General features: G+C 61.4%; 12 protein-coding genes and 1 other RNA gene. 7 read left to right on the top strand and 6 right to left on the bottom strand.

Translation table 11 applies throughout. The annotated features are described in order from the left end of the window. Window positions 1-277 precede the first annotated feature (277 nt). Complete coding sequence (locus R3D65_RS10855) at window positions 278-1,390, top strand: cystathionine gamma-lyase (RefSeq protein WP_371275236.1); 1,113 nt, start codon at window positions 278-280, stop codon at window positions 1,388-1,390. Window positions 1,391-1,399: 9 nt separating this feature from the next. Here R3D65_RS10855 and rnpB read toward each other — a convergent pair. The 5 genes from rnpB to R3D65_RS10830 form a co-directional block, all read right to left on the bottom strand. Further along, window positions 1,400-1,839, bottom strand: an RNA gene (gene rnpB / locus R3D65_RS10850) — RNase P RNA component class A. Between the two features lie 94 nt (window positions 1,840-1,933). Further along, entirely contained in the window at window positions 1,934-2,512 is a 579-nt protein-coding gene (locus R3D65_RS10845; RefSeq protein WP_371275235.1) for a lytic transglycosylase domain-containing protein, read from the bottom strand. 201 nt (window positions 2,513-2,713) lie between these two features. Beyond that, on the bottom strand, window positions 2,714-3,478 hold the full coding sequence (locus tag R3D65_RS10840) for an N-acetylmuramoyl-L-alanine amidase (protein ID WP_371275234.1): 765 nt from the start codon (window positions 3,476-3,478) through the stop codon (window positions 2,714-2,716). Then, window positions 3,475-4,185, bottom strand: a complete 711-nt coding sequence (locus R3D65_RS10835; RefSeq protein ID WP_371275233.1) for a TerB family tellurite resistance protein — start codon at window positions 4,183-4,185, stop codon at window positions 3,475-3,477. The genes R3D65_RS10840 and R3D65_RS10835 overlap by 4 nt, the downstream gene beginning before the upstream one ends. A gap of 91 nt (window positions 4,186-4,276) precedes the next feature. Continuing rightward, window positions 4,277-4,783 carry a winged helix DNA-binding protein gene (locus tag R3D65_RS10830; RefSeq protein WP_371275232.1) on the bottom strand — a complete coding sequence of 169 codons (507 nt, stop codon included), beginning with the start codon at window positions 4,781-4,783 and terminating at the stop codon, window positions 4,277-4,279. A 146-nt stretch (window positions 4,784-4,929) separates the two neighbouring features. Between R3D65_RS10830 and R3D65_RS10825 the strand changes: the two genes are divergently transcribed. The 3 genes from R3D65_RS10825 (at window position 4,930) to R3D65_RS10815 (ending at window position 10,700) form a co-directional block, all read left to right on the top strand. Continuing rightward, window positions 4,930-8,601: a hydantoinase B/oxoprolinase family protein gene (locus tag R3D65_RS10825; protein WP_371275231.1), complete on the top strand. Its 3,672-nt coding sequence runs from the start codon at window positions 4,930-4,932 to the stop codon at window positions 8,599-8,601. 76 nt (window positions 8,602-8,677) lie between these two features. Then, on the top strand, window positions 8,678-9,403 hold the full coding sequence (locus tag R3D65_RS10820; RefSeq protein WP_371275230.1) for a VIT1/CCC1 transporter family protein: 726 nt from the start codon (window positions 8,678-8,680) through the stop codon (window positions 9,401-9,403). Window positions 9,404-9,497: 94 nt separating this feature from the next. After that, the gene (locus R3D65_RS10815) at window positions 9,498-10,700 is read left to right on the top strand and encodes a pyrophosphate--fructose-6-phosphate 1-phosphotransferase (protein WP_371275229.1); all 1,203 of its coding nucleotides are present in this window, start codon (window positions 9,498-9,500) and stop codon (window positions 10,698-10,700) included. A gap of 22 nt (window positions 10,701-10,722) precedes the next feature. Here R3D65_RS10815 and R3D65_RS10810 read toward each other — a convergent pair whose 3' ends face one another. Continuing rightward, on the bottom strand, window positions 10,723-12,138 hold the full coding sequence (locus R3D65_RS10810) for a serine hydrolase domain-containing protein (RefSeq protein ID WP_371275228.1): 1,416 nt from the start codon (window positions 12,136-12,138) through the stop codon (window positions 10,723-10,725). Window positions 12,139-12,272: 134 nt separating this feature from the next. On the opposite strand from R3D65_RS10810, the gene R3D65_RS10805 reads away from it, so the two are divergent. From R3D65_RS10805 to R3D65_RS10795, 3 genes are all read left to right on the top strand, one after another. Then, entirely contained in the window at window positions 12,273-13,058 is a 786-nt protein-coding gene (locus R3D65_RS10805) for a GH25 family lysozyme (protein WP_371275227.1), read from the top strand. An 81-nt stretch (window positions 13,059-13,139) separates the two neighbouring features. Next, window positions 13,140-13,910, top strand: a complete 771-nt coding sequence (locus tag R3D65_RS10800; RefSeq protein WP_371275226.1) for an HAD-IIB family hydrolase — start codon at window positions 13,140-13,142, stop codon at window positions 13,908-13,910. 9 nt (window positions 13,911-13,919) lie between these two features. Continuing rightward, on the top strand, window positions 13,920-15,137 hold the full coding sequence (locus R3D65_RS10795; RefSeq protein WP_371275225.1) for a glycosyl transferase: 1,218 nt from the start codon (window positions 13,920-13,922) through the stop codon (window positions 15,135-15,137). The last annotated feature ends 10 nt before the right edge of the window (window positions 15,138-15,147 follow it).

The raw sequence follows: 15,147 nt of genomic DNA, 5'->3' as shown, positions 1-15,147 counted from the left end.
GAGGATCATTCCGCAAACAAGAAACTGAAACTGATTGGCGATGTGTGTTCAGGGGTATCATGGGAGCATATGGGCGTCAATGGGAATTGCCTCCCCCAAAGCCACCGCGGGAGCGGTTCCGGGGCCTGCGGTCTACCGTTCGTTTTGGTTTATAAGGGCTTAAGATTAAGGAACCGTTAGGCTTTCGCGGCGCAACGAGGGCTTGCTCCGTTCCATGCGCCGCCATAGGAATTGCGCCGTGAACAATCGTCGCATGGACAGGCGGCATGGAGACAAGATGACCGAGACAGCCAACAGCCGCGCAGCACGTCTGCTGCATCTGAGAGCCGAGACCCTTGCCAAGGGCGATCCCGTCGCCCTGCCATTGACAATGGCGTCCATGTACCATCTGCCCGGAGATCCTTCCGGCCATGCGCAATACGGCCGCTTCTCCAACGCCACGTGGGAACATCTCGAAGCGGCGCTGGGGCTTCTGGAAAACGCCGGGGCGGCTGCATTTCCATCGGGCATGGCGGCGATTGCAGCCGTCTTCTACAGCATGCTCAGAGCAGGCGACCGCGTGCTGCTGCCATCTGACGGCTATTATACCACCCGCATCCTCGCGGATCGGTTCCTGACCCCGCTGGGCGTCACGTTCGACACCCGGCCGACGGCACGCTTCCTGGAGGGCGGATTTGCGGACTACCGGCTCGTCTTCATTGAAAGTCCGTCGAATCCGGGCCTCGACGTGTGTGACATCGCTGAGGTCGCCCGCCAGGCCCGTGCGGCTGGCGCGATCACCGTTGCCGACAACACCACCATGACGCCGCTGGGACAGCAGCCGCTCGACCAGGGCTGCGACCTCGTGCTTTCCTCGGATACCAAGGCGATGAACGGACATTCCGATGCCTTGTTCGGGCATGTCGCGACGCGTGATGAAGGCCTGCTTGCCGCGTTGAAGGACTGGCGGAAGCTGGCAGGCGCCATTCCCGGGCCCTTCGAGGCATGGCTCGTTCATCGCGGGCTGGAAACCCTTGATGTCCGCCTCGACCGCATGTGCCGGAATGCCGCCTTGATCGCCGGAAGGCTTCTTGAAATGCCGGGGGTCGTTTCGGTCCGGTATCCGGGCCTTGAATCGGACCCCGGGCACGCGATTGCCGCGCGCCAGATGCAGCGCTTCGGATTTCTGATCGGCGTAACGCTCTCCGATGCCGAATCCGCAGAGGCCTTTATCGATTCATGTCCGCTGGTGCAGCCCGCCACTTCCTTTGGCGGCGTTCATACTTCGGCAGAGCGTCGCGCGCGCTGGGGCGATGCCGTTGCACCCGGTTTCGTCCGCCTCTCCATCGGGTGCGAACCTGCCGAGGTTCTCTGGGGCGCACTCGCCAAGGCCCTCGGCCGCGGGACCTGACGAGGGAAAAATGTCAGCCGGCCTGTAAGCCGGGTTCTGTATGGCCCATGCCCGCGAGAGCATGGACGTGGCGACCATTCCTCTGGGACGCCCGTTGCCGGACGCCTCAAGCAACCAACCCGGACGACTGGGGCCGGAAACAGCCCTGGCTTTCGCCGCATCGTCCCTATTCGGTCTTGCTCCCGGTGGGGCTTGCCGTGCCGCCGACATTGCTGCCCGCGCGGTGGGCTCTTACCCCACCCTTTCACCCTTGCCCCGCCAGCATTCAGGCTCGATTGACCGCGCAGGAGCGGTTGAGCCGGAATGCAGGCGGGGCGGTTTGCTTTCTGTGGCGCTTTCCCTGGGGTTTCCCCCGCCGGGCGTTGCCCGGCACCGTGTTTCCGTGGAGCCCGGACTTTCCTCGATTGCGGCCTTTCGGCACTTGCAACCGCGGCCGCCCGGCCAGCTGACTCCCGTTCAATATCCGCTTGGGCGCCCGGTTCCAAGAAAAAAACCCGCCGGCGGGAAACCGGCGGGCCTTGCCCGTTGCTAGCCATCAAAGGCTCAAAGGTAGCGCTTGACCTTGGCGCAATAGTTGGCCGAGATCGGGTTCATGCGCTTTGCCCCATGGCCGGCATTGTATTTCAGGATCGTCCGGCACAACGAACCGCCGCCGAGTTTCTGGGCCTTGGCCAGATATTTCATTCCGAACTTGATGTTCGTTTCCGGATGATAGAGACCCTTGGTCGAGCCGCGATACCCCATCATGCGCGCGGTCGCCGGTTTCAATTGCATCAGGCCGATCTCGCCGGCTGCACCACGTGCATTCGCACGGAAATTGCTCTCGACGCGGACAACCGCGTGTGCCAGGTTCGAGGCCACGCCATATTCATTCGCATAGCGGTTGATCAGCGCTGAATATTTCTGCCCGGTGACAGGCTTGGCATAACCAGCCGTCACTTCGTGGCTCGTTTCCTTCGATGTCCGCTTCACCGATGAGGTCTTGGCGTTGCGGTCCACCGCTCCGGCATTCTGGTAGTGGGATGCAATGGGCCGATCGGATTCGGCTGAGGCCTGCGGAATTGCAACAAGGATCGCTATCCCGGCAGCAAAAGCCGCCGCGGCAATGTTCAGTCTGTTCATGATACCCCGATTTGGTTGGTCTGGCGCCAGCATATCCTCGCCAGCTGCCCTTGTTCTTCTACTCCTGTCGATGAAAAGGGGCGGTCACGCCGCTCGACCTTTCATGCCGGGGTTCTGACCGGAGGAAGCGGCTCCAGTAAGGCGCGTCCAATCACGTTTCGCGACAGTTTGTTTCGCAATGCAGCAAAGGCACTGGAAGGCTCAGGTAAAAACGTCCGGAAGCCTGGCAATCAGGGCGTTGAGCGTTTCGACAGTCGACGTGTCGGCAAGACCGTCGACCCGGCATGGGCGGTACCGGCGCTGGAAGGCGGCGACACAGGCCTTGGTATGCGCGTCATAGGTTCCGTTGATATCGATCCCGTAACCAACAAGGGCAAGCATGGACTGCAACGTCTCCACAGCCTCGCTCTTGTCGTCAGGCATCAAGGTTTCCCCCTCCTTGAAAGGAGCCGGATCGACATGGATGCAAAGGCCCGCAGCAGCCAGCCGTTCCCATGGAAACCGCTCGCCCGGATCGCATTTGCGACCCGGAGCGACGTCGGAATGTGCGAGAACATTCTGCGGTTGCATGGAATGGCGCGCCATGATGTCGCCAGCCAGCGCAACCACGGCATCGATTTGCGCTGCGGGAAAATCAGGCATGCCGCCGGCATGGCCCGGATTGACGATCTCGATGCCGATCGAGACAGAGTTGATGTCGGTTTCCCCTGCCCACCTCGCCTTGCCGGCATGCCAGGCCCGGTCGCTTTCGCGAACCATCTGGACCACGCGGCCATCCTCGTGAACGAGATAATGGCAAGAGACATTGCTTTCCGGATTGCAGAGCCAGCTCTCGGCGGCCTCGCCGGTTTCCATGCCCGTATAGTGCAGCAGAAGGATCACCGGGCCCTTGCCATCCCGCCGTGGTCCGAAATTCGGCGAGGTTCGCACCTCGGCCCCGGCATGATCTGGCCTGAAGCCCGTCATGCCGCAGCAAATTCCTTCTCGATTGCCGCGTAAGCGGCGTTGATGGCAGCCATTCGGTCATGCGCGATCACGATGAATTCCTCGGGAACGCCACGCGCCACCAGCCTGTCCGGGTGGTTTTCGCGCACGAGATCGCGATAGCGGGCACGTACCTCGGCAAAGGTTGCCCCCCTGCGAAGGCCGAGAACGGTATAGGGGTCGCTCTCCCCCAGATCGACATGACGCGATGAAATCCGGCGGAAGCCGTGCTCGTCAAAGCCGAAGATCGTGGAGACCCGCTCCAGGAAATCCATCTCGCTTTCATGCACGACCCCATCCGCCTTTGCGATGTGGAAAAGACCGTCGAGGATGTCTTCCATGACCGGGCAACCCGGCTCGCCGCTGCCGCACAGGTTTGTCATCTGGCGCGCGTAGACCTCGTAGCCCGCCACGTCACGCTTGGCCAGGTCGTAGAGCCGGGAGACATTGCGCCGTTCGCCTTCCGGCACGTGAAAGATTTGCTGAAAGGCGCGGATTTCATCCTGCGTCACCACACCGTCGGCCTTGGCCATCTTCGCCGACAGGGCGATCATCGCGATCGAGAAGGCGACACGGCGTCGGGTCTCCGGATCGCCCTCGAACACGGTGCGCACCGCTTCGACGACGCCGGAAAAGGCGCGGTTCGATGCGCGTGTGAACAGGGCGCCAAGATCGGTCCAGAGCGACATGATCCATGTTTATTCAATCGGGCGCCCGAACGAAAGTGAACTTTTTTCAAACTTTGCCGGCACGCAAACAAAGTGCCTGCCCATGGACCGCCTACATGCTTGCCGCCGCACGCGCCGCCTGGTCATACTGACCCGACAGGACCCGCATCAGCGCGGCCAGTTCCGCAAGGCGTTTCTCGTCGAGCCCGAGCTGTTTCATGCCGTCCACGAGCAGCGCCTCACGCACATCGCGGTATTTGAGGCAAAGCGCTTCGCCAGAACTGGTGATCCGTACCGTCTTCTCCTTGCCGCGCCGTCCGGCCTCGACAAGCTTCTGGCCCTCCAGCTTCTTCAGCGCATAGGTGACGACATGGGTGTCCTCGATATTGAACATCATTGTCAATTCGCCCAGGCTCTTGTCACGGGCGCGATGGTTGACGGCATGCAGGATCTGGACTTCCATGGCGGAAAGGCCCTCGCCCCCTGCGGCCGCCATGCAGCGGGCGATCCACCGGTGATAGGCATTCGTCTGGATCACAAGCGCGAATTCCATCTCTGACAGGGCCGGCATGGCCCCGTCGGCAAGATGAGCAGCCGAAACGACAGGTCGGGAAACCATGGCAAAACGCTCCTTTTCTCTCTGCATCAACAGCATCTACGATGATATTTTATCGATATATCGTTGACATAATCCATTCATCGTGACCTATTCGGAACCATGATGCAATGCTCCTCCTGTGCGAGACGAGATTGGGGAAAACGGACATGACCGAAGGCAAGTGGGATTTCTGGATCGATCGCGGCGGCACGTTTACCGACATTATCGGACGGGCGCCGGATGGATCATTGCATCCGCGCAAACTGCTTTCCGAAAATCCGGAAGCCTATCGCGACGCCGCCATTCAGGGCATTCGCGACCTTCTCGGCCTGAAGGCAGGCGAGCCGATTCCCTCCGGCCGCATTGACGACGTGAAGATGGGCACGACAGTGGCAACCAACGCCCTGCTCGAACGCAAGGGCGACAGGGTGGCGTTACTGGTGACGAAGGGATTTCGCGACGCCCTGCGCATAGCCTATCAGGCAAGGCCGGACATCTTCGCCAAGGAGATCGTGCTTCCCGAACAGCTCTATGAACAGGTCGTGGAGATCGATGAGCGCATGCTGGCCGACGGCACGGTGGAGACCATGCCTCAGGTCGAGCCGATCAACGCGGCGCTTCAGCGGATCCGGGACAGCGGCATCGATTCCGTGGCCATCTGCTTCATGCATGCCTGGAACTATCCCGCCCATGAACTGATGGCCGCCAGCGCCGCGTGGAACATGGGTTTCGGACAGGTTTCTGTTAGTCACTTGGTATCACCGCTGGTCAAGTTCGTCGGGCGCGGTGACACCACGGTGGTCGACGCCTATCTGACGCCGATCCTGAGCCGCTATGTCCGCCAGGTCGCGGATGAACTGGGTGCCGACATTGATGGCGATCCCGAAACGGCGCCCGACCCGGACAAGCCGCGCCTGATGTTCATGATGTCGTCGGGTGGACTGACGGCAGCCGACCTCTTCCAGGGCAAGGATGCCATTCTGTCGGGCCCGGCTGGCGGGGTGGTCGGCATGGTGGAGACCGCGCGTCTTGCCGGGTTTGAAAGGGTAATCGGCTTCGACATGGGCGGTACATCGACAGATGTGGCCCACTATGACGGCGACTACGAGCGCGCATTCGATACCGAGGTGGCAGGCGTGCGCATCCGCGCTCCGATGATGCGCATCCACACGGTCGCCGCCGGCGGCGGTTCGGTTCTGCACTTCGATCAGGGACGCTTCCAGGCCGGCCCCGATTCCGCCGGTGCCAATCCCGGCCCGGCCAGCTATCGGCGCGGCGGTCCGCTGGCCGTGACCGATGCCAATGTCATGCTGGGCAAGCTGCAGCCGGACCAGTTCCCTGCCATTTTCGGCCCGAACCAGGACCAGCCGCTGGATCGCGACATCGTCGCGCGAAGGTTTTCCGAACTCGCCGGACAGGCCGGAGACGGGAAAACACCCGAGGAGGTGGCCGAGGGTTTTATCACCATCGCGGTTGAAAACATGGCCAACGCGATCAAGAAGATCTCGGTCCAGCGCGGCTATGACGTGACCAAATACCTGTTGAACTGCTTTGGCGGCGCAGGCGGTCAGCACGCATGCATGGTTGCCGATGCCCTGGGCATGGAATCCGTTCTCATTCACCCGCTGTCCGGGTTGTTGTCTGCCTATGGTATCGGTCTGGCTGCCGTCTTCGCCTCACGCCAGCAAGCAATCCTGAAGCGCCTGGACGCTGCCGCCGTGACCGATATCCGCATGACCGCCGAACACCTGCGCAAGCAGGTCTATGGCGAGCTTGCCGGCCAGAGCATCCCGGAGGACGCCATCGGCTGGCGTCCGGTCCTGCAAGTTCGCTATGACGGTACGGACACGACACTGCCGGTTGATTTCTCGGCTTTCTCCGCCGAACAGGCAAAAAGCGAATTCGAGGCAGCGCACAAGGCGCAGTTCGGTTTCATCTATGATGACAAGCCGCTCATCATCGAAAGCCTGTCGCTCGAAGCCATGGACATCCGCGATCCAGGCAGTATTGAACACGAGCACGACGCATCCCCCCATGACGCAGAACCGGCCGAGATACGCAAGCTTTTCTCCGGCGGAAAATGGCATGAGGCAGCCCTGGTTCGCCGGGAAACGATGACGCCAGGCGCGCGCCTGAAAGGCCCCGCCCTCATCATCGAACCCAATCAGACGATCGTCATTGAACCGGGCTGGCAGGCGGAGATCACGACACGCGACCACGTGCTGCTGCGCCGTGTCGAGCGTCTGGAGCGCATGGCGGCGATCGGCACCACCGGCGCCGACGGCAAGGGCGCCGACCCGATCCTGCTGGAGGTCTTCAACAACCTCTTCATGTCGATTGCCGAACAGATGGGCGTGACACTGCAAAACACGGCCTACTCGGTGAACATCAAGGAGCGGCTGGACTTCTCCTGCGCCGTGTTCGACCGCACCGGCGCCCTGGTGGCGAATGCTCCGCACATGCCCGTGCACCTTGGTTCGATGGATCGTTCGGTGGAAACGATCATCAGGCTGAACGAGGGCGACATCCATCCCGGCGATGTCTTCGCCCTCAATGCGCCCTACAATGGCGGCACCCATCTACCCGACATCACGGTGGTGACACCGGTCTTCGATGATGCAGGCGAAACGGTTCTGTTCTGGGCGGCGTCGCGCGGACACCATGCCGATGTCGGAGGCTCGGCTCCGGGATCAATGACGCCACTGGCCACCACGGTGGATGAGGAAGGCGTCCTGATCGACAATTTCCGGCTCGTCGAAAGGGGGCGTTTCCGGGAAGCGGAACTGATCGCGCTGCTGACGGACCACCCCTACCCCGTTCGCAATGCACATCAGAATGTCGCAGACCTGAAGGCACAGATCGCGGCCAACGAGAAGGGAGTGGCGGAATTGCGCCGTATGGTCGCCAATTTCGGCCTCGATGTGGTCGAAGCCTATATGGGGCACGTCCAGGACAATGCGGCGGAAGCCGTGCGCGAAGTACTCTCCCGCCTTCCCGACCGCAGCGAATATGCCTACGAGACCGATACCGGCCAGACGATTTGCGTCAGGATCACGGTCGACCGCGACAAGCGCGAAGCCACGGTTGACTTCTCTGGAACGTCGCCGGTCATGAAGAACAATTTCAACGCACCGGAGCCTGTCACGCGCGCTGCCGTTCTCTATGCCTTCCGCGTCATGGTCGAGGGCAATATACCGATGAACGCCGGCTGCCTTCGCCCGATCAACATCATCATCCCGGACGGGTGCATGCTCAAGCCCGCCTATCCGGCCGCCGTTGTAGCGGGCAATGTCGAGACGTCGCAACATGTCACCAACGCCCTGTTCGCCGCCATGGGCGCGCTGGCCAATGCGCAGGGCACGATGAACAACCTGACCTTCGGCAATGACCGGCACCAATACTACGAAACGATCTGTTCCGGCTCGCCGGCAGGGGTCATGAATGATGGACGCGGATTTTCAGGCACCTCCGGCGTTCATACCCATATGACAAACTCGCGCTTGACCGATCCGGAGATCCTCGAACTGCGCTTCCCCGTCGTGCTGGAGGATTTCCACATCCGGCAAGGATCCGGCGGCAAGGGCAAATGGAATGCAGGAGACGGCACCCGCCGCACCCTGCGTTTCCTGGAGGAAATGGATTGCGCAATCCTGTCATCGCACCGCAACCGGCCTCCGCAAGGCATCGCGGGGGGTGGCGAGGGCCAGGTCGGAAAAACCGAAATCCGCCGTCTGGACGGAACAGTGGAGACACTCAAGGCCTGCGACCAGACGATTCTGAAAGCCGGCGAAGCCGTCATCGTGACAACTCCGACTGGCGGCGGTTACGCCAAGGCATGACGCCGGCGTGCCACGTCTCAAGTTCCTGGTTTCCGGCCTGTCTTTTACGGCCGGAAGCCTGTAGCGTTGCGCCGACATGAAGCTCGAACACAGTCATGAAGCGAAGGCCATTGCCGACCGGCTCGCAGAAGGCAGCAAGCCGTCCTATCTGCGTGACTTCGTCTATGGCGGCATAGACGGATCCGTAACGACATTTGCCGTTGTCGCCGGCGTCCAGGGGGCGGGACTGTCTTCGGGCATCGTGCTCATCCTGGGGCTTGCCAATCTGCTGGCCGACGGCTTTTCCATGGCGGCCGGCAACTATTCCGGCACGAAAACGGTCCTTGACGACATGGACCGTGTCCGCGAAATCGAAAAGAAGCATATCCGGCTCGACCCCGAAGGCGAGCGCGAGGAAGTCCGACAGATCCTCGCGTCCAAAGGTCTGGCCGGAACGACCCTCGAGGAAGCGGTCAGCGCTGTAACAGCCGACAAGGAAGCCTGGATTCATATCATGCTGACGGACGAGTACGGCATGCCGTCTGTCGCCCCGTCTCCCCTCAAGGCAGCGGCTGTCACATTTCTGGCTTTCCTCATTTGTGGCGCGGTCCCACTTCTGCCTTTCGCTTTCGAGCTTGGCCTTGGAGATCCTTTCCTCGTGTCCATTGTCATGACAGGCATGGTTTTTCTGGCCATTGGCGCGGCCAAATCGCGATGGTCGCTGGCGCCCTGGTGGCGCTCCGCCTTGGAAACATTGCTGATCGGGGCTGCGGCCTCCTCTCTCGCCTATGTTGTCGGAGTTCTTCTGCAAGGCCTTGCCTGAGATGAAACGCCCATGCGCAGCCATGGACAACACGCCTGTTTCCGCCTAAAATTAAATCGATTTAGAAAAACTCGCTTTTCCATGGAAGTGGCCCATGCCTGCAAAGCAGAAAATCGCGCTCCTGACGGCCGGTGGTCTCGCACCCTGCCTCTCGGCAGCGGTTGGCTGCCTCATCGAAAGGTATAGCGAAATAGCGCCGGACATCGAGATCATAGCCTACCGCTCCGGCTATACCGGACTGCTCAAGGGCGACATCCTGCCGGTAACGCCTCAGATACGCGAAAGTGCCAGAGCCTTGCTGCATCATGGCGGTTCGCCCATTGGCAATTCGCGGGTGAAGCTGACCAATGCAGCCGATTGCGAAAGGCGTGGCCTCGTCAGGAAAGGCGAAAATCCGCTGGATGCAGCGGCACGGCGTCTGGAAGCCGATGGCGTGACCATCCTCCACACCATCGGCGGCGACGACACGAACACGACCGCCGCCGACCTGGCCGCGCACCTCGAGGCCGATGGCTTCGACATGACGGTCGTGGGCCTGCCCAAGACGGTGGACAACGACATTTCGCCCGTTCGCCAATCGCTCGGCGCCCTGACTGCGGCGCAGGTCGGGGCGCGTTTTTTCGATCACGTTTCAAATGAACAAAGCGCAACACCGAACACATTTGTCGTTCATGAGATAATGGGTCGTCATTGCGGTTGGCTGACCGCCGCCACGCTGCGCGCCTACAATGAACGGATCGAAGGGCGGGCCTATTGCGAAGGCCTGATGATGAATCATTCGCTCAAGGATGTCGAAGCCGTCTATATCCCGGAAATGCCCTTTGAGATCGATGCAGAGATCGAACGCCTGTCCAAGGCGATGGCCGATACGGGCTATGCCACCATTTTCGTTTCCGAGGGCGCCTGTGTCGGGGAGATCATGGCCGAGCGTGAGGCACGTGGAGAAACCTTGGAGCGCGATGCCTTTGGCCATGTCCGGCTGGATTCGGTAAATGTCGGCGAGTGGTTTGCCAGCCGCTTTGCCCGGTCGATCGGCGCCGACAAGACCCTGGTACAGAAATCCGGCTACTATGCCCGCTCGGCGCCTGCCAATGCGGATGACCTGCATCTGATCAAGGGCATGGTTGACCACGCGGTTGCCAGCGCATTGGAAGGCCGATCCGGTGTCGTCGGCCATGACGAAGGCCATGGCGGCCAATTGAGAACCATCGAACTCGACCGCATCGCCGGCGGAAAGCCGTTTGATCCGCAAACAGCGTGGTTTCGGGACATCCTGGCGCGCACCGGCCAGGCATGACGCGAAACCCTCGAACAATCCGCTACTGCCCGGCCAGCGCCTTTACCAGCGCATCGACCAGACCCTGCGGCTGATAGTTGCGATCCGATGGTGTCAGGCCCATGCGCACCACCACGAGATCGCGCGACGGGATAACCGTGACGGTCTGTCCGTCATGCCCGCGCAGCCAGAACGTGTCGGCGGGCAGATCGAATGCCGCTTCCGGATCCTCGCCCCGCGGCACGCTGCCACGCGGACCCACAAGCCAGACATGGCGCCCGTAGGCATGGCCGCCCCAAGCGGTTTCCGAGGCAGACGCCGGCTCTGTCATCCAGTCCACGAAACCGGATGGAAGCAGCGAGCGGCCGTTCCACGCGCCGCGCTGAAGCAGCAATTGTCCGAAACGGGCCCAGTCCCGTGCAGTAGCGTACATATAGGAGGATCCGACGAAGGTGCCTGCCGCATCCATTTCGAAGGTGGCGCTGGACATGCCGAGCGGATCGAACAAGGCGCGCCACGGGTAGGACACTGGCGCCTCCACCGCACGCATCCACACATCCGACAGCATCACCGAGGTGCCGGAGGAATAATTGAAGCGGCTGTCGCCGTCCGGGTTTCCGTTTTCCGGATCATAGGGCTTGGAGGCGGCATAGGCCGCCATGTCGGGTTCGAGATAGAGCATGCGGGTCACGTCCGAGACAGTGCCGTAGCCCTCGTTCCAGGCAAGACCGGACGACATTTCAAGCATCGACGCAAGCGATATGTCGGCACGCGCGCTGCCATCCCAACTTTGGAACAGGCCGGTGCGGTCAAGTGAAAGACGTCCGTCCTTTACGAGGGTGCCAAGAATTGCCGCAGTCACCGTCTTTGTCATCGACCAGCCAAGCAGCGGCGTTTGGGGGCCGAAATCCTCGCCATAGCGCTCTGCGATGATACGCCCCCCGTGGACAACGACAATGGCCCGCATGCCCGGTCCGCCCAGAGCGCTGTCGTCGAGTATGTCCGCGATCTCCGGCGCCTGTGACGGATCGACCCTTTCTCCCTCCGGCCAGAGCTTGTCCGCCGCCCCGGTCACCGGCTCCCGGGACACGCCATCGGGCATGGAAACGTCCGCGATTTCGCCTTCGGGCAAGCTTGAACAGCCGAGCCGCTCTCCGCGCCAGACCGCCTCCCCGGTACCGAACAAGCCGAGCAGTCTTGCCGTCACGTGCGGTGGCGATGCTGTGCGGTCGACCGCGACATTGATTGCCTTGAATATCGGATGGCCAGGCGCCTGGACATCCGTTGCCATGACCACTTCTGGGCTGCGCCCGGCAATGAAGACGTTGGAGCAAACGATCTTGGCGGCGTAGTTGGTGGCGACCCGGATCATCGCCGGCGGTGCCACGGCCAGCCAGACGGCAGCCCCGAGCAGAGCCACGATCACCAGCCCGCCCAACCATTTTGCGATGCGCTTCATGACAGACCCTCCCGCCTCCATTTTCAAGGTGGGAGCGTTACCGACTGCGCCGAACAAAGCAAGGCGGCAAGGGGTGACGCAAGGCAAAGCTTCGCATACCGTCGGCATGTCGAAACCGGACCGAATGAACAGCCATGCGCCAAATCGCAGCCGTCGCCCTGCTCGCAATTTCGCTGACAGCCTGCACGAGCGGCAGCGTCGATCAGGCGCTCGACCTTCGGGTGTCTGTCAGCAGCCCGCGCTTCGCCGACAATGACCCGCATGACTGGTCGGGCCGGACACCTTGGCATTATCCGGTTCACGGTATCGACGTTGCCAAGTACCAGGGCATGATCGACTGGAGAAGGGCGAGACAGGCTGGCGTCTCATTCGCCTTCATCAAGGCAACCGAAGGCGGAGACCGGCTCGATGACCGTTTCCATGCCAACTGGAAGGCGGCAAGACAGGCCGGCATACCGCGCGGCGCTTACCATTTTTTCTATTTCTGCCGGCCGGCCTTCGAGCAGGCCCTCTGGTTCAGGAAGAATGTGCCGATCGATCGCAGCGCCCTGCCGCCGGTGCTCGACATGGAATGGAACCACAAGTCGCCCACCTGCACCTTCCGGCCGAAACCCGATGCGGTGCGCAAGGAGATGGAGGTTTTCCTGCGGCAGGTTGAACGTCACTACGGCAAGACGCCTGTCATCTACACCACGGTCGATTTCTACGAGGAAAACCAGCTCTGGAAGATACGTGGCCATCCCTTCTGGTTGCGCTCGGTCGCCGGCCATCCCTCGCAGAAATATGGCGAACAGGACTGGACATTCTGGCAATATACCGGCACCGGCGTGGTGCCCGGCATTCGCGGCGATACGGATATCAACGTCTTCCGCGGCAGCGAGGCCGAATGGAGGCGATGGGTTGCGGCAAACACACGCTGAACGCAACTCTGCCCAAGGGATTGCGACGCTCTTGCGCTGTATCAATTTGAAGTTGGAGCAGCCGGGTCTATAGTTTCTGTAATGATTGTATTCACGGATCTCGACGGTACGCTTCTCGACCACGAGACTTACGCCCTGGAAGCAGCGCGTCCGGCCCTCGCCGAATGCGCCCGACGCGCGATACCGGTCGTCCCTGCCACTTCGAAGACGGCTGCGGAAATAATCCCGGTCATGCAGGATGCCGGCCTCTCCGGCCCGGCCATCGTGGAAAACGGGGCCGGGATCGCCTGGCCCGGTGAAGAGACCGGAGACAGATCGCAATGGCAAGCCATTCGCCGCGCACTCGACGATCTGCCCGAAGACCTGCATGCACTGTTTCAGGGGTTCGGCGATTGGACATTGGCAGAGGTGTCCGCCCGAACCGGGCTTGCGCCGGATGCCGCACGCCGGGCGATGAACCGGCGGTTCTCCGAGCCGGGTGATTTTCTCGGCACAGCCGACCAGGAAGAGGCCTTCAAGGCCGCGCTTGCCGCCTCGGGCATCTCGGCGGTTCGCGGAGGGCGTTTTCTCACGCTTTCCATTGGCAACACCAAGGCTTCACGCATGCCGGAGATCATGGACATCCTGAAGGCCGATGGCCCGGTTGTCGCGCTTGGCGATGCACCCAATGACATCGCCATGTTGCTTGCGGCTGATATCGGCGTCATCGTGGCCAATCCGCAGCATGAAGCCTTGCCGCCATTGGAGGGCGAAGCAGACGGCCGCATAAGACGGACAAGCCTGCCCGGTCCGGCAGGCTGGAACGAGGCTGTTCTCTCGATCATTGAAACCTTTACCGAAACAGGGGACTGAACAAGTTTCATGAGCGATTTTCATCAGACCGGCGCAATCACGACACTGCACAACCTGACGCGGCGTCCGCTGGAAGAACTGGAGGCAGAAGTCGCGCGATTTGCCAAGATCCGGCCGGTCACGCTCACTTTGCCGTCGCTGTTCTCGGAACTGGAAGGAGACGCTCTTCCCCATATCATCGATGTTCTCAAGGATATTCCCTATATCTCTGAAATCTATATCGGATTGGACAGGGCCGACCGGGCGCAATTCGACTATGCGAAATCCTTCTTCTCCCGGCTTCCGCAGCATCATCGCGTCATCTGGAACGACGGCCCGCGCATGTCGGCCATTCACCACAAGCTCGATGCGGCCGGTCTTGCGCCGACAGAACGCGGCAAGGGATGCAATGTCTGGTACATGATGGGATACGCGCTTGCCGCTCAGCGCGGCAAGGTGCTGGCGCTCCATGATTGCGACATCGTCACCTATGATCGCGGTCTGCTGGCTCGCCTCATCTATCCGGTGGTCAATCCGGATTTTCCCTATCTCTTCTCGAAAGGCTATTATGCGCGCGTTGCCAGCAACACGCTCAACGGCCGGGTTTGCCGCCTTCTGGTCACGCCCTTTCTTGAGGCCCTGGAAATGACCTGCGGGACGCACAACTATACCCGCTACCTTTCCTCGTTCCGATATCCGCTATCCGGCGAATTCGCCATGAGAATGGAGGTCGTGCCCGATATCCGCATTCCCTCCGACTGGGGTCTCGAGATCGGCTTTCTGTCCGAGTTGCGGCGCAATACGTCGCAGCGCCAGATCTGCCAGGTGGATATCGCCGACATCTACGACCACAAGCACCAGGACCTGTCGCCCGAAGATGCCTCCAGGGGCCTGTCGCGCATGTCCACCGATATCGTGAAGGCGATTCTGCGCAAGCTGGCGACGGAAGGTCTCGTGATTTCGCGCGCATCCCTGCGCTCGGTCAAGGCCGCCTACTACCGCAACGCACTCGACATGATCGAAAGCTATCACGCCGATGCCGTTTTCAATGGCCTGACGCTTGACCGGCACAAGGAAGAGCAGGCCGTGGAGCTCTTCGCCGCAAACATCATGAATGCCGGCGAAGTCTATTTCGACAATCCCTCCGCCACGCCCTTCATCCCGAACTGGCGCCGCGTCTACGATGCCTGGCCGGATGTCTTCCGCGACATGGCGGCGGCCGTGGAAGCCGACAATCGCGATCGATGATGCCGGCGCC

This window comes from Zhengella sp. (assembly GCF_041397485.1).
Lineage (GTDB): Bacteria > Pseudomonadota > Alphaproteobacteria > Rhizobiales > Rhizobiaceae > Zhengella.
The sequence above is the reverse complement of the archived record's forward strand: the minus strand, read 5'-3'. Positions and strand labels throughout refer to the sequence as shown.

Bases quoted from the DNA above. Each gene is read 5' to 3' on its own strand.
- R3D65_RS10855 (WP_371275236.1), top strand. From the start codon at position 278: ATGACCGAGACAGCCAACAGCCGCGCAGCACGTCTGCTGCATCTGAGA.
- R3D65_RS10845 (WP_371275235.1), bottom strand. From the start codon at position 2,512: ATGAACAGACTGAACATTGCCGCGGCGGCTTTTGCTGCCGGGATAGCG.
- R3D65_RS10840 (WP_371275234.1), bottom strand. From the start codon at position 3,478: ATGACGGGCTTCAGGCCAGATCATGCCGGGGCCGAGGTGCGAACCTCG.
- R3D65_RS10835 (WP_371275233.1), bottom strand. From the start codon at position 4,185: ATGTCGCTCTGGACCGATCTTGGCGCCCTGTTCACACGCGCATCGAAC.
- R3D65_RS10830 (WP_371275232.1), bottom strand. From the start codon at position 4,783: ATGGTTTCCCGACCTGTCGTTTCGGCTGCTCATCTTGCCGACGGGGCC.
- R3D65_RS10825 (WP_371275231.1), top strand. From the start codon at position 4,930: ATGACCGAAGGCAAGTGGGATTTCTGGATCGATCGCGGCGGCACGTTT.
- R3D65_RS10820 (WP_371275230.1), top strand. From the start codon at position 8,678: ATGAAGCTCGAACACAGTCATGAAGCGAAGGCCATTGCCGACCGGCTC.
- R3D65_RS10815 (WP_371275229.1), top strand. From the start codon at position 9,498: ATGCCTGCAAAGCAGAAAATCGCGCTCCTGACGGCCGGTGGTCTCGCA.
- R3D65_RS10810 (WP_371275228.1), bottom strand. From the start codon at position 12,138: ATGAAGCGCATCGCAAAATGGTTGGGCGGGCTGGTGATCGTGGCTCTG.
- R3D65_RS10805 (WP_371275227.1), top strand. From the start codon at position 12,273: ATGCGCCAAATCGCAGCCGTCGCCCTGCTCGCAATTTCGCTGACAGCC.
- R3D65_RS10800 (WP_371275226.1), top strand. From the start codon at position 13,140: ATGATTGTATTCACGGATCTCGACGGTACGCTTCTCGACCACGAGACT.
- R3D65_RS10795 (WP_371275225.1), top strand. From the start codon at position 13,920: ATGAGCGATTTTCATCAGACCGGCGCAATCACGACACTGCACAACCTG.